Below are 14,815 nucleotides of genomic sequence, written 5' to 3'. Positions count from 1 at the left end.
ATAAGAAAAGCGGCAGCGAAAGGCCGCCCTTGCCTTTTGATGGCGATTGGCTTATGACCGAAGGTGTCAGTTCGCAGCTAGACAACACGAAAAGCGGAGAATGGTGCCTTTCAATAGAAGCAACTTGAAACCCGATAACACGCGCTGACCGGCAAGCGCCTGCGAAGACAGAAGCAGTATCGCACTTATGCAGCACCAAACAAAAGAGAATCAGGAGATGAAAACTTTTCTTTCATATATAAAAGGCTCTTAATAAATAAAGTTTTTTATAACTAAATTGGCTGGATTTAAATCAATGCATGTTTGTAAAAATTAACTTGTTATCCCGACCCATTATTCTGGGCTGATTAATAATTTTATAATAATGGTTAATTGAGTGAGATTTCTGTTAATTCTCCAGTTATCCCGCCATTTAAAACTTCTACAAACCCTTCTTTTAGAGGACCAGTACATTAATGAGGGCTTTAACAAATTTACGGGGGCTAAATGGAGTTTTAGGAGGGGTAAAGGGTAAATTCAGTTTTATGGGGGGAGGTTAAGATGATCGCAAGCGGCCTCTGGCAGGACCCCCACACTATTTGTCAATTTCAGGTACTTCAAAAAATGCTGTTGCTATTTTAAAGTAATTCTTTTATACTACGTAAGGTCACAACAATTTAATAATTCCTCATACACCGATTAAGTAGAGGTTGCAGCTTTAAATAGTAATGCGTACGAGATAAAGAGATGTCCTTGACTCCGCATGAAAGGGAAAGCTGCCGAAGTTTGTTTTCATCTCTTTGAAAGCAGGCTGGGGCTGATATCTAATAGAATCAGCACTGTCACGTTCAAGAACATTTGAAACGTGGGGAGCTAATCATCGGAAGGTTTGATTCGGACAATATATAAGCCGTCGATCCTTCGACGGCTTTTTCTATTTTCTGCTCCTTCCAAATACAAAAAAAGGAGAATACATCTTGAGTACACTAAGTAAAAACACAGCACAGGATACATCTCAGTTAAAAAGAAGCCTGAAAACACGGCATCTCACTATGATTTCCCTTGGAGGCACCATTGGTACAGGGTTATTCCTAGCCAGCGGCGGTGCGATTCATAACGCAGGGCCCGGCGGAGCGCTTGCAGCTTATGCGGCAATCGGAATTATGGTCTACTTTTTAATGACAGGATTAGCAGAAATGGCAGCCTATATGCCTGTTGCTGGATCCTTCCGGGTTTATTCATCAAAATTCGTTGATCCGGCCTTCGGCTTTGCGATGGGTTGGAATTATTGGTATAACTGGGCAATAACGATTGCTGCCGAGCTCGCAGCTGTTACATTAATTATGAAGTATTGGTTTCCCGACAGCCCTTCCCTTTTGTGGAGCGCCCTTTGTCTTGCTATTATGTTTCTACTAAACTATATGTCTGTTAAAGGCTTTGGCGAAGCAGAATTCTGGTTCTCCCTTATCAAAGTTATTACTGTTATCGTCTTTATTATTGTCGGGTTTATGATGGTATTCGGAATTATGGGTGGTGAAGCTGCTGGTTTTAAAAACTTCACTATAGCGGATGCTCCTTTCAATGGCGGGTTCATGGCCATCCTGGGCATCTTCATGGCTGCCGGCTTTTCATTCCAGGGCACAGAGCTGCTCGGGGTTGCTGCTGGAGAAAGTGAAAATCCACAGCGAAACATTCCTAAAGCTATAAAATCGGTTTTTTGGAGAATTCTTTTATTTTATATCTTAGCTATTTTTGTTATTGGGTTATTGATTCCTTACACAAATGAAGATTTGCTTCGCGGTGAAATTGCGGTGAGTCCTTTCACACTTATATTCGAACGAGCTGGCATTGCTTTTGCAGCTTCTGTAATGAATGCCATTATTTTAACTGCTGTATTATCTGCAGGTAACTCAGGTATGTATGCTTCAGCCAGAATGCTTTGGGATCTTGCACGTGAAGGGCATGCTCCAAAATTCTTAGGCAGACTTAACAAACGCGGAGTTCCTGTAAATGCTTTAATTATTACGGCTTTAATGGGCACGATCGCATTTCTCACTTCCCTTTTCGGTGAAGGAACTGTATATATATGGCTACTAAACGCTTCTGGTATGTCAGGTTTTATTGCCTGGGTCGGAATTGCAATCAGCCACTATCGTTTCCGAAAAGCATTCATAGCTCAAGGCAAAGATTTAAACGAGCTTCCATATCGTGCTAAATGGTTCCCGTTCGGTCCTCTTTTCGCTTTTGTACTATGTATCATTGTAATACTGGGCCAAAACTATGGCGCCTTCTTTGGAGATTCCATTGATTGGAATGGCGTACTAGTTTCCTATATCGGCCTTCCATTGTTCTTAGTTCTGTGGCTAGGCTATAAATATTCCAAGAAAACAAAAGTTATACCATTAGAACAAGTGAACTTAAACAATAAAAACTAAACTTAGTGGGCGGCCCAGCATACTGGCCGCCTTTTTTATATGCTGGAAATTCAGCAGTAAAGCACGGCAGCAATCTCAAGCTGTGTACTCACTATAAAACGAAATATGCTCGTAAAAAACCCCCTGCAGAATTTCTGCAGAGGGTTTTCCACCTATTCTCTAGCAACACTTAGGTCGCAGTCTTTTAATTTAACGACTTTGGTTTTTTTAATAAATTTATATCCTAACCAAAGGATAAAGAATAGCGGCAGACTAACATAGGATACAAGAATCCCATTCCAGTCGATTTCAGGACCTGTGAAGGCCGAATAGTTTTGGCCGAGAATAATGAAGGCACATAGTGCAAACGCAAAGATTGGGCCGAACGGGAACCATTTTGCCTTATAAGGCAGTTCCTCAATGCTTCTTCCCTGGGCAACAAAGGCTTTCCGGAATCTATAATGACTTACAGCAATTCCGATCCAGGCAATAAACCCTGATAAACCTGCTGCATTTAACAGCCATGTGTATACCACTCCATCACCAAAGAAGGAAGAAAGGAATGCCAGACAGCCTACTAAAGAGGTTAAAATAAGTGCATTTAGAGGAATGCCTTTCTTCGTTACCTTGCCTAAAAACTTAGGTGCCTGTCCTTCTTTTGCCATATTCCACAGCATACGGGCGCACGCATACATGCCAGAGTTACCAGCTGATAGCAGAGCCGTTAAGATAATCGCATTCATTACTGATGTAGCAAATGCAAACCCTACTTTTTCAAATACAAGTGTAAAGGGACTTACGGTAATATCATCACTTGTTGCGAGCTCAGGAGTTGTATAAGGAATGATCAACCCTATAACTGCAATCGTTAAAATATAGAATAATAAAATTCTCCAGAAAACCTGCTTAATAGCTTTTGGAACGTGCTTTCGTGGATTTTTGCTTTCACCTGCAGTAACTCCAAGCAGCTCGGTTCCCTGGAAAGAGAATCCAGCAACCATAAAGATACCAAGAACAGACATTAATCCGCCATTAATAGGAGCATCTCCAACTGTAAAGTTTTTCACCCCAATGGCTTCTCCGCCCATTATGCCAAGGATCATCATTATCCCTGTGATAATAAAAATAATAATGGTGGCTACTTTGATTAGAGAGAACCAGTACTCGGACTCTCCGAAGCTTTTAACTGAGAGGACATTTAAGAAGAATAGTAACGCTAAACAAATTCCACTCCATAATAAAGAGGGAGAATTCGGGAACCAGTACTTCATAACAAGAACTACAGCAGATAATTCAGCAGCAATGGTAACGGCCCAGCTGTACCAGTAATTCCAGCCCATTGCAAAACCTAAAGCTTCATCTACAAATTTTGAGGAATAGACACTGAATGAACCTGCAACCGGCATATAAGTCGCCATTTCTGCCAGGCTTGTCATGAGGAAAAAAACCATTATGCCAACAAGTCCATAAGCGAGCAATGCCCCGCCTGGACCTGCGCTATGAATCGCGCTTCCGCTTGCAAGGAATAGCCCTGTCCCAATTGTACCGCCAAGGGAGATCATGGTGATATGTCTTGCCTGCAGCTTTCTTTTTAAACCAGATTTTTGTTTTGTTCCCTTAATTGCTTCTCCAAGGCTGCCTCCAACCCCGGCTGCTCGAACTTCCGAATGCTCCATAATTACACCCCAACTAATTAATTGTTTACATCTGTGTTTATACATACCTTATTTACAGTGTCTTCAAACCATCCAAGAATAGGATTTTATTATCGAGGTATAATTATTTTTTTGAATTACTATTACTCCTATTTAGGTTTACCCAGCAAAGTATTACAAATCTTTATTCCTTGTTGAAGCTATTTTCTTATGAATACTTTATAAAAAGAATGGGTCTATTAAACTTACCTGTTGATTTCCGCTGCAAGCACTCGCTTTCCGCGGGCGGTCCGGGAGCCTCGTCGGCGTAATACGCCTGCGGTGTCTCCTTTGACCCAATTCTCGCGCAGGAGTCTCACGCCTCCCCCTTCAATCAACATAGTACCAATATCAACAATGAACTTAACATTAAAAGAATAACGAATATGCAGACGGCATTTTCCTTAGATTATTCGAATGTTTGCAAAGCTAAAGGATATCCTACTAACAGTAAGACATTATGAAGGGAATGTTCTCAATGGTGCTAAAGAAACAGCAGGTGGATATAACAGATACAGTGGTAGGCAGAATTCAAAACGGGGAAATGAACCTGTATTCCGGCGAAAAGAAAATTGGTAAAGTAACACATTCTAATGATGGCATTTCATATAGCCTTGAACAAGGTTTTGAAACCTTTAATGGCCATATCTATCAACAAGCCGATGTCACCGTGAACCCAGATAAAAAATATACCGACTGCGACCAGGGCGGCTGGTGCTAAATATTAATAAAAAACAGCTGACTTGTCTAAAATCAGCTGTTTTTTAACATATCGGTCATTCTCTTTATAGTCAGCACAATTCAGCCTTGATCCAGCCTCTAACACTGTTGATAAACCAAATTTCATCTGCAGAATTTAAATGGCCTTTAGTCAGAACCTGCTGCTTTATGGTTCCCTCAGCTAATAGCTTAGCTCTAAAAGTTCCACCCAACAGACCACTGGATATAGGTGGAGTCAGCAGTTCACCATTCACTTTTAAAACCAGATTGCCAAGCGTAAATTCTGTCAATTCTCCATGAGCATTCCATAACAGAACATCAAACACTCCGGAATTTTGGCTTCGAAAGGCATCATACATTTCGCGTCTGGTGGTTTTATGATAAACAAAAGGATTCTCTATATTAATAGCACGATTAGCCAATTTGACAGAGATGGATTCAGGATTTCCACCTATTTCTGCCCCTTCGATAAATAGCTCGCCGCTCCTTGAGAGGAGCAATCGAACTTTTAGGACACCGCTATTGTGTCTACTCGCAAAATCTGAAAGTATCTTCCTTATGCCTTTTTCATCCGCTTCATAGTTAAAATACTCCGCAGACTCTAAAATCCTCGTAATATGCTGCTCCAGCAATTCATACAATCCGTTTTCGAGCCTCAACGACTCTAAAAGCTGAAAGCTTTGGTGATTTTCAGTTAGAAGTCTGGCCTTCACAAATGCCTCATGATATTCATCTTTCAAAGTAGAATCCCAGGTAATGCCGCCGCCGACTCCGTACTGGGCTCCTCCGGTTTTGTTGTCAATTAGCACAGTCCTTATGGGAACATTGAATATAGCTTCACCTTTAGGAGTTATATAGCCGACGGCCCCGCAGTATACTTCACGAGGTGAATTCTCTACCTCAGAAATAATGTTCATGGTGCTTATTTTTGGAGCGCCTGTGATTGAACCACAAGGAAACAGCGCTTTAAAGATATCGCTGATCCCTAATTCCGGAAGCAACTCACAAGTGATTTGCGATGTCATCTGCCAGACCGTCGGATATTTTTCAATTTGAAATAACTCAGGAACCTGGACTGTCCCTGTTTTGGCGATTTCTCCCAGATCATTTCTGAGCAAATCTACAATCATTAAGTTTTCTGAGCGGTTTTTTTCAGATTCAAATAGCCACTTTGCATGTTCCCTGTCCTCAGCAGGCGTTTTTCCCCGCTGAATGGTTCCTTTCATGGGACGGGCCGTGATATGTCCCTCTTGAAGACGAAAAAATAATTCAGGAGATGCCGAGAGAATCCGATGGCTGCCAATATTTAAGTAAGCACTATAATTTGCCGATTGAGCACGGGAAAGCCGCTTATAAAAGGCATAATCATTTCCTTCGAAATGAGCCTTAAGCCGCATAGTATAATTCACCTGATAAGTGTTTCCCTCTTCTATTTCGGTTTGTATCCGCTCGAATCCATTTCGATAATCATCCTCAGTGAACTCAGCTGTCCATTCAGAAATCTGAAACTCTCCCGTTTCTTCATTTTCTATTACGCTTGAAGGGCTTTCAAATATTCCAAACCAGAGCAGAGGCATGGAGGGGTGAGGGTGGACTCTAAGGGATGACTCAAAAGCTGGTGCCGCTTCATAGGAAACATAACCCGCTGCATACTTCCCCTCCTTAACATATTTTTCAACAGCCTGTAATTTATCTATTACATCCTCGATCTGATTGGTTTCAATAATTTCTATAGGGCTGCTAAAGGCTAGGGGTTTTTTCTGCCCCCCGCTGTCAGTAAACTCAAAGTGAAGATAAGGAACTTTTTTGCTTTTGTCCATTTGCCGACCCCTCGAATGCTTGAAGTTTCATTTTATTTTTGTTAAAAAAGTTTTTTAATAAGGCATGTCCATGTTCGGACATGATTGATTCTGGATGGAATTGCAAGCCTTCTACCTGATAAGTTTTATGGCGGATTGCCATGATCTCACCGTCTTCAGCGATGGCTGATGCTTCCAAACAGTCTGGCAGGGATTCCTTCTCTGCAATCAAGGAATGATAGCGAGTTACTGAGAAAGAATCTGGAATGTCTTTAAAGATCGTTTTCCGATCATGTGTGATCCGTGAAACCTTGCCATGCATGGGCCTGCTGGCTTTTATCACTCTGCCCCCAAAAGCGCGTGCTATAGCCTGGTGTCCCAGGCAGATCCCTAATATAGGTATGGTTCTATGGAATTCCCTGATCACATCGAGACAGACACCTGATTCATCCGGATTCCCCGGACCGGGAGAAAGGAGAATATAATCAGGATTCATCTTTTTTATTTCATCTATCGTAATTTCATTATTTCTTTTAACTACAGCCTCTTCCCCAATTTCCTGAACATATTGATATAAGTTATAAGTAAAAGAATCATAATTATCTATTAATAAAATCAAGTAAGGTAACTCCTTTAGCGGAAATCAAACAAACCCTATTTAAATTTACCAGACAAAGCTTCTTTCACAAAAGAAAAATATTGGGAAATAATCAGGAAATGGGGACAGTCCCCATAATATTTCGAATATAGAAATAAATGATTGTTAAATTTTTAGTTATGTGGTAGGATTTCAATTAATTGAATAATCTCTTATCAAGAGAGGCGGAGGGAATGGCCCTTTGAAGCCCGGCAACCACTGTTTGTACAGTAAGGTGCTAAATCCATCGGAACTTTGGTTTCGAAAGATAAGATTGAAGCGTAATTTAAAACTTCTTCTTATCGAAGAGGTTTTTTTGTGTTTTACGAGGCATATTTTGCTAAAAGTTGTATGTCCCTGAATGTCTTTTTGCGTACTTAAGGGCATGAACAAAAATATGGAAAACAGGCTTTTCAAAAAAACAGCTGAGGAGAGAAGTAAAATGAAATATGGTTTTTGGCTGCCGATTTTTGGAGGCTGGCTGCGGAATGTGGAACAAGAAAACATGCCGGCTACCTATGATTATGCGAAAAAAGTAATTACATCTGCGGAAAATTGGGGATTCAGTACGACCCTAATCGCTGAATTATATTTGAATGATATTAAAGGCCCGGAAAGAGATTCCCTTGAGGCATGGACTACAGCTGCTGCTTTAGCAGCCGTTACAGAGAAAATTGAGATTATGACAGCGGTTCGCCCTGGTTTCCACAATCCTGCTGTAACTGCAAAAATGGCTGCAAACATAGATCATATAAGCAATGGACGTTTTACCTTGAATGTTGTTTCTGCCTGGTGGGAAGAAGAGGCACGCCAATACGGAGGCATTTTTACTGAGCATGATGCACGATATGATCGCACAGAGGAATTTCTCACCGTTTTAAAAGGCCTGTGGGAGCAGGAAACTTTCACATTTAAAGGCAAGTTCTATGATATCCAAAATGCACATCTCGAACCAAAGCCAGTTCAAAAGCCAAACCCGATTCTTTATGCGGGTGGAGAAAGTCCCAGGGGCAAGCAGGCTATTGTAGAGGGCTGTGATGCTTACGTTATGCATGGAGGGACCGTTGAAGAAGCTGCAAGGAAAATAACGGATATGAAAGATAGACGAATTGCTGCAGGAAAGGAACCTTTTAAGTCCTTTGGAATGGCGGCTTATATAATCTGCAGAGATACGGAAGAAGAAGTACAGGAAGAACTTGCAAGAATAACAGATGTGAAGGAATCCAGTGCATATGCAGGGTTTAAGGATTTCACAACCAAATCGCAGCTGGAACAGCAGATTAAGCTATATGATTATTCCGTTTCCAACCGCGGACTTCGTCCAAATTTAATTGGTACACCGGAGCAGATTGCAGATAAAATTCTCGAATACGAAAATGCTGGAGTAGACTTGCTGCTTCTTCAATTCTCACCTCAGCTTGAAGAAATGAAGAGATTTTCAGAGCAGGTAATGCCGCTGGTAGAACAAAGAAGAAATGCGCAGGTTATAAGCGCAAACTGAACTAGGAGGAAAAATGAAATGAGCAAAATATACATCATCCACGAAAATAGCGAATGGACCAATCATTTAACAAATCGTCTTGAAGAACTGGGACTTCCATATGAGGAATGGTTCCTTGACCAGGGAATTGTTGATTTACATACAGAGCCTCCAGAAGGTATATTTTACAGCAGAATGAGTGCCTCCTCTCATACCCGGGAACACCGTTACGCACCTGAATTAACAGAAGCGGTCCTTTCCTGGCTTGAACGGCATGGCCGCAGAGTAATTAACGGCAGCCGGGCATTAAGGCTCGAAGTAAGTAAGGTGAATCAGTACATGGCGTTAGATGCAGCAGGAATCAAGACTCCGAAAACATTGGCGGCGGTCGGCAAAGATCAAATCTTTACAGCCGCTGTGAAGCTGGATTCCCCTTCTTTTATCACAAAGCATAACCGGGCTGGGAAAGGGCTTGGCGTACGCCTTTTCCATTCACTTGAAGGCCTTGAGGAATATCTGGAAAGCCCTGATTTTGAAGAGCCAGTGGATGGCATCACACTCGTACAGGAATATATTCAATCACCAGAATCCTATATAACCCGCTGTGAGTTTACAGGCGGTAAGTTTATATATGCGGTACGTGTGGATACATCTGAAGGATTTGAACTGTGCCCGGCAGATGCCTGCCAGATCGGTGACCTATTCTGCCCTGTTGGAGAAGAAGTAGAAGAAAAACCAAAATTCCAGATCGTTGAAGATTTTAACGAGCCTATAATTGAAAAATACGAAACTTTTCTCAGAGCTAATAACATTGAAGTTGCCGGGATTGAATTTATCAAAAATGAAGAAGGCGAAATCTTCACCTATGATATTAATACAAATACAAACTATAACTCAGATGCCGAAGCTAAAATAGGCAAATTCGGCATGCTTGAAGCAGCCAAATTCTTTGCAGCAGAGCTAGAAAAACTGACTGTACTTAAATAAACGTTCTATTGGGAAGCTTACCACGCAAATGCCCTGTCAGATGAGATCTGGCCGGGTGTTTTTTTTTATTGCCAGGATAGTCAGCTCCTCACAATTTTGTATGAGTAAGTTTTGGAGTATAATAACGTCGTATGAACGAGCTATTATAACGAGGTGAAAGTATGGAAAAGAAGATTGGTTTTATTGGATGCGGAAAAATGGCGCAGGCCATGATTGAAGGAATGCTGGGGACAGGGACAGCCTCCCGCGGCCAAATCATGGTGAGTGCCTCTTCAGAACAAACATTAGAGTTTGCCCGGGAAAAGTACGGCGTATTAACCTCACGTAATAATAAGGAAGTAGCCTCCCATGCAGACTTTCTCATTCTGGCTGTAAAACCTGATTTGCATAGAGCGATTCTTTCTGAAATAAGGACATCTATGGAAGCAGGAACCGTTATCATCACTATCGCTGCAGGAGTGAGTTTACACTTCATTGAAAAAGAACTCGGCGGCTCAGCCAAAGTTGTCCGGACCATGCCAAATACTCCTTCATTAATAGGTGAAGGACTAAGTGCAGTATGCCGTAATCAGCAGGTTACCGATGAAGAACTTAGCCAGGTATTAGCTTTATACAACAGTTTCGGTAAAACGGAAGTATTAAAAGAGGAATTGATGGATGCGGTGCCTGCAATCAGCGGCTCCTCCCCTGCTTATGTATATATGTTTATAGAAGCATTGGCAGACGGAGGCGTAAGAGATGGAATTCCAAGAGCACAGGCATACACAATGGCTGCACAAGCCGTTTTAGGCGCAGCAAAAATGGTGCTGGAAACCGGCATGCATCCAGGAGCGCTCAAAGACAATGTCTGCACTCCGGGAGGAGCAACCATCCAGGCGGTCGCAGCACTTGAACAGCATAATTTTCGTGCTGCTATTCTATCAGCTATGGAAAGTTGTACACAGAAATCGAAGGATCTTCAGCGGGGCAATCAATAAATGATGCTTGTGGATAAGGATATGTGGATAGGCTGGGGATAAGTACGTTTGCAAGGGATAGTAAAATAAATAAAATTTTGGAATTTGTGCATAAATTCAGTTTAATGTTTGAAACCTGTGTATAAGTTACGTTCCGTAAGCAAGATTCTTGGAATTTGTGTATAAGTTCAGATTGGCATACTTTTATTGTTCATAAGTTTATACGGCATAAATGTGGACTTGTGCATAAGTTTATAAAGGCATAAGATAAGCCTTGTGCATAAGTTAATTTCGGTGATCATAACCTTGGAACTCACACCTAATTTCCGTGAGACAAGTATAAGTCTAGAACTTAAGCATAAATTTTATAGGTTAAGCATTTACCATGGAAACTTAAGCATTTTCCATTAAAAGAGAAGCATAAATTCCTAAAAGTTAATCATTCAATGCTCATAGTTAAGCATAAATCTCTAAAACGATGAATGGGCCTCCTGAAAAAATCGTGTACCACTACACTGGACGGCCCAGCCACATAAATTTGAGTTTTTGCCACATAAAAAGTTAATTCAGCCACATAAATTGGTTATTTTGCCACATAAAACTCTAAGCAGACCTCCAGTCAGACGCTGCTTACCGGAAATTTACAACTAAAACACCCTATAACCCCAAAAGAGGAATTAAATGCCACCGTATTCAGTTCCTCTCTGTATTTAATCCAGATAAATTAAGCTGATATCTTCAAATTCAATGGTCACTGTTTCCTGCTCAAAACGGGATTTTAATTTTTTGGTCAGTGCAATTACGGTTTGTTTCCAGGCATTGATATCTTTTACATATTCGTAGTTTACGCTGGATGTAAATGTAATGGTGTCTTCCCCGCCTGCTGGGCAGCCCCATTCTGTATGGTATACGGTTTTACTTTTATGAGCGACGGCTGATACATAAATATTGGTTTGCTGATACATTTCTGCAGCCAGCTCCTGCCAGGCTGACGATGCTTTTTCCAAGGTATGGTTCTCACGATTCTCTCCATGGCCTTTATTAACTCCTAAAACAATCACTGCTCTTAATGATTTATTCTCCATATGATTCTGCCAGCCTTCCGGGTAATTGCTATTAGACTTATATTACCCATTTAGTTCAACATCAGTCTTCATTTCAATATGAACCTGATAAAAAAGCAGATAGAAGTAAACCCCTTTCTCTGCCGATTTCTCTACGAAAAGCCCTTAATGAGAAGCCCCACTGGCTACTCGAATATCAGATTCATATCCAACAGCAGTCACCGCCGCTATTCTTATAGCTTCCACTATCGTATTCAAGCTCAGGCTGGGCGCTTCTTTTCGATGGTTTGCTCTGGAATAATCGGACACCGGGAGAGCTGGGGGCGATATAGTACATTAACCCATCGAAAATATGGCTGCAGACAAATGCCCCTGCTGTTTGGCAAACGTAAGCAGGGCTGCCTTTCCTTCATTTCTTCAACGATTCTTTTAATGGGCAGTGAGGTCCAATAGGCAGCCGGACCTTGCGTTGCCATGGCTCATCAACCAACCGGTTTCCTTGCTTCTCTGGTGATTAATTTTACAAGAGGGTTTGTGCCTGAAAAGCGGCTCATGCTCCATCCAGGTTATGGGCTGACCCTTTTTCCAAATAATTTCCTCCTTAAATTCCGTTTAAAAAGACTCAAAAGAGGTAACTTGATTAGGTGATAACTCTATCATTTCATGGAGGAAAGACAATGACCAAAGCCATGTTAATCATAAATCCTTCATCAGGGAAGGAAAAGGCCCCCCAATATAAAGCACATGCAGTTGAAGTATTAAAAAGCTTTCATGAGGAAGTAGTGGTTTGTGAAACTCAGAAAGAAGGAGATGCCGCCCAATTTGCGAGAGAGGCATGCCTAAACAAATTTGATACGGTAGTTTCTATGGGTGGAGACGGTACGATTAATGAGTCGATCAACGGTCTCGCTGAACAAGAGTTCCGCCCTAAATTCGGCTTGATTCCAATGGGAACAGTTAATGATTTTGCGCGAGCCCTGGGGATTCCTTTAGAGCCCGCGGAGGCCGTCAACACCTTAACGAGCCAGACGGTACGTCCTGTGGACATCGGTAAAATGAATAATCATTATTTTATGAACGTTTTAGCAGTAGGCGCGATAGCTGAAGCCACCTATAATGTAACACCAGAGCAAAAAACGAAGCTGGGGCCCTTCGCTTATTTTATCGAAGGCTTAAAAGCGTTAATCAAGAAAACACCGTTTCAGCTTACTGTCGAACATGATACCGGTAAGTGGACCGGGCATGCATTCCTGATGCTGACCGCACTGACCAACTCTATTGGCGGTTTTGAAACATTCGCTCCCCAGGCAAAGGTAAACGACGGTAAATTTCACATCTTCATTTTGAAGGATTTTTCTTTTCCGAATATATTAAAGATTATCCCCAGCCTCTTAAAGGGAGAATTAAAAGAGCATGAGCAGGTGGAGTATATTCGTTCTTCATATGTGAACGTTTCAAGCAGTGAAGATCTTGCTGTTAATATTGATGGTGATGAAGGAGAACGTCTGCCATTTAATGCTGAGGTGCTTCACTCACATCTAAACATTTATGTGCCAGCCGGCAAATAATCAAAAAAAAAATCGCCGTTGAAGGCGATTTTTTAATACTGCTCTTTTTCCTTTAGCACGGTAATTTCCGTTTGTTTTGGTTTCATAAGAACCGGATAAAGCAGAAGTCCGACAACAAATAATCCCATTCCTAAAAGGAATGTTTTCAGATCAGCCGTACCCGTTTTTATAACCCATAGAGAGTAAATTAATGCGAGAACTGTGATGATTCCATCTTTGACTCTCGAACCGTTAATCACATCATAGGTTTCACCGGTGATAACTAGTTTCAGAGAATAAATAGCTGAAACAAGATAAGGGATCAGATAAGCCAGAGTCGCAACGACAATGGCAAAATCATAAGCCTCGCTTATTGTCCCTGAGACAGTTGAAAACAGAAAAATCTGGGTCATGATATTTGTAATCGTCAGCGATCCAACAGGTGCTCCGTTTTTATTCGTTTTGCCAAAAAATGAAGGGAATAAGCCTTGTTTAGCTGCCTGATATGGCACTTCAGAACTTACTACAATCCATCCGACAGCAGCTCCAAATAAAGAGACTAAAGCCAGTATTCCAATGATGCTTGCAGCACTGCTGCCAATTGCGGCATTAAGAGCATCTACCAGAGGTTTCTGAGAATCCTGAAGCTGTTCCTGCGGAAGAACGCCCATCGTTAAGGTAGTGATTCCAACATATATGAGAACGGCAACCAGCAGGCCAATCAATGTTGCTTTTTTAACATCTTTTTGTGACTTTGCCCGATTGGACAGCATAACCGCTGCCTCAATTCCAACAAACGCCCAAAGAGTTGCAATGGCAGCAGAATTTATCTGTCCGCCTAAGCTGACTGCATTGCCCTCGCTGTCGTTGAATGATACACCTTTTAGTATAGAACTAGCATCAAAGATTGCGAGCGTAATAATAACAAATAAGGCAAAACCAATTACTTTCGCCGCAGTAGCCGCCAGGTTAAGTTTTCCTGCACTATTAAAGCTGCGGCTGACGATGAATTGGATGCCCCATAAAAGGACAGAACACACTAACAATGTGAGAGCTTTTCCCGCCTCTAAATCAAATGAACCAATTGACAGAAGGATCTGCCTGCTTTCTAAAACCGGGAAAAACGTGGATAAATAACCGGCGAAAGAGATGATTACAGAAGCAGTCGCTGCCCAGTTCGCTGCCCAATATCCCCATGCCATGCTATACCCTGCAGTTTTGCCAGCCTTAGGAGATTTAAACATGTCCATCGCATAGCTTTGAGGACCTGTTTTCAATTCTGGTTTTCTCGTTGACAGGTTACCGAACACAAGAGCAATCATTAATACTCCCAATCCAGTTACTCCCCAGGCGGTTATTGTACCAAGAGGACTTGATACCTGAGAAAGATTTGCCGGAAGCATAAAAACGCCGCTCCCTACCATATTACCAATAACAAAGGTTGTTAAAATCCACAAACCCCATTTTTTATTCATAAGAATCTCACCTTTATGTTTATTCTAGCTGCACATGAAATGAAACTAGTGAATTAGTTTAAT

Annotated in this window: 11 protein-coding genes, 2 pseudogenes and 2 riboswitches; of the genes and pseudogenes, 6 read left to right on the top strand and 7 right to left on the bottom strand. The window is 41.6% G+C overall.

Features of this window, described 5'->3' with window-relative positions:
* Positions 1-675 precede the first annotated feature (675 nt).
* Positions 676-863: riboswitch (Lysine riboswitch) on the top strand.
* A gap of 90 nt (positions 864-953) precedes the next feature.
* Positions 954-2,414 (top strand): amino acid permease, encoded by a 1,461-nt coding sequence (locus JOC77_RS02140; RefSeq protein WP_204537950.1) that lies wholly within the window; start codon positions 954-956, stop codon positions 2,412-2,414.
* 152 nt (positions 2,415-2,566) lie between these two features.
* Here the strand turns inward: JOC77_RS02140 and JOC77_RS02135 are convergent, their stop codons facing one another.
* Complete coding sequence (locus tag JOC77_RS02135; protein ID WP_204537890.1) at positions 2,567-4,069, bottom strand: amino acid permease; 1,503 nt, start codon at positions 4,067-4,069, stop codon at positions 2,567-2,569.
* 496 nt (positions 4,070-4,565) lie between these two features.
* Here JOC77_RS02135 and JOC77_RS02130 point away from each other — a divergent pair, with 496 nt between their 5' ends.
* Positions 4,566-4,808 carry a YusG family protein gene (locus JOC77_RS02130; RefSeq protein WP_204537888.1) on the top strand — a complete coding sequence of 81 codons (243 nt, stop codon included), beginning with the start codon at positions 4,566-4,568 and terminating at the stop codon, positions 4,806-4,808.
* Positions 4,809-4,878: 70 nt separating this feature from the next.
* Here JOC77_RS02130 and pabB read toward each other — a convergent pair whose 3' ends face one another.
* A complete protein-coding gene (gene pabB, locus JOC77_RS02125; protein WP_204537886.1) occupies positions 4,879-6,627 on the bottom strand; it encodes an aminodeoxychorismate synthase component I in 1,749 nt (582 codons plus the stop codon).
* On the bottom strand, positions 6,590-7,225 hold the full coding sequence (locus tag JOC77_RS02120; RefSeq protein WP_204537884.1) for an anthranilate synthase component II: 636 nt from the start codon (positions 7,223-7,225) through the stop codon (positions 6,590-6,592). Before JOC77_RS02120 ends, pabB begins: the two co-directional genes overlap by 38 nt.
* Positions 7,226-7,413: 188 nt before the next feature.
* Positions 7,414-7,518: riboswitch (SAM riboswitch) on the top strand.
* Positions 7,519-7,685: 167 nt separating this feature from the next.
* On the opposite strand from JOC77_RS02120, the gene JOC77_RS02115 reads away from it, so the two are divergent.
* From JOC77_RS02115 to proC, 3 genes are all read left to right on the top strand, one after another.
* Positions 7,686-8,744, top strand: coding sequence for an LLM class flavin-dependent oxidoreductase (locus tag JOC77_RS02115; protein ID WP_204537882.1), 1,059 nt, complete (start codon positions 7,686-7,688; stop codon positions 8,742-8,744).
* 18 nt (positions 8,745-8,762) lie between these two features.
* The gene (locus tag JOC77_RS02110; RefSeq protein ID WP_204537880.1) at positions 8,763-9,710 is read left to right on the top strand and encodes an ATP-grasp domain-containing protein; all 948 of its coding nucleotides are present in this window, start codon (positions 8,763-8,765) and stop codon (positions 9,708-9,710) included.
* Between the two features lie 161 nt (positions 9,711-9,871).
* Positions 9,872-10,687 carry a pyrroline-5-carboxylate reductase gene (gene proC / locus JOC77_RS02105; RefSeq protein WP_204537878.1) on the top strand — a complete coding sequence of 272 codons (816 nt, stop codon included), beginning with the start codon at positions 9,872-9,874 and terminating at the stop codon, positions 10,685-10,687.
* A gap of 689 nt (positions 10,688-11,376) precedes the next feature.
* Here the strand turns inward: proC and JOC77_RS02100 are convergent.
* The 3 genes and pseudogenes from JOC77_RS02100 to JOC77_RS21790 all read right to left on the bottom strand — a co-directional run.
* Complete coding sequence (locus tag JOC77_RS02100) at positions 11,377-11,751, bottom strand: hypothetical protein (protein WP_204537876.1); 375 nt, start codon at positions 11,749-11,751, stop codon at positions 11,377-11,379.
* A 181-nt stretch (positions 11,752-11,932) separates the two neighbouring features.
* Positions 11,933-12,088: pseudogene (locus tag JOC77_RS21125) on the bottom strand (hypothetical protein); the annotation flags it as partial.
* Positions 12,066-12,143: pseudogene (locus JOC77_RS21790) on the bottom strand (hypothetical protein); the annotation flags it as partial. The pseudogenes JOC77_RS21125 and JOC77_RS21790, both read right to left, overlap by 23 nt.
* A gap of 264 nt (positions 12,144-12,407) precedes the next feature.
* Here JOC77_RS21790 and JOC77_RS02090 point away from each other — a divergent pair.
* Positions 12,408-13,298: a diacylglycerol/lipid kinase family protein gene (locus tag JOC77_RS02090; RefSeq protein WP_204537874.1), complete on the top strand. Its 891-nt coding sequence runs from the start codon at positions 12,408-12,410 to the stop codon at positions 13,296-13,298.
* A 32-nt stretch (positions 13,299-13,330) separates the two neighbouring features.
* Here the strand turns inward: JOC77_RS02090 and JOC77_RS02085 are convergent, their stop codons facing one another.
* Positions 13,331-14,752, bottom strand: a complete 1,422-nt coding sequence (locus JOC77_RS02085) for an amino acid permease (protein ID WP_204537872.1) — start codon at positions 14,750-14,752, stop codon at positions 13,331-13,333.
* Between the last annotated feature and the right edge of the window lie 63 nt (positions 14,753-14,815).

The organism is Peribacillus deserti (genome assembly GCF_016909175.1).
GTDB classification, from domain to species: domain Bacteria; phylum Bacillota; class Bacilli; order Bacillales; family DSM-1321; genus Paraperibacillus; species Paraperibacillus deserti.
This window is presented reverse-complemented; position numbering and strand designations above follow the sequence as displayed.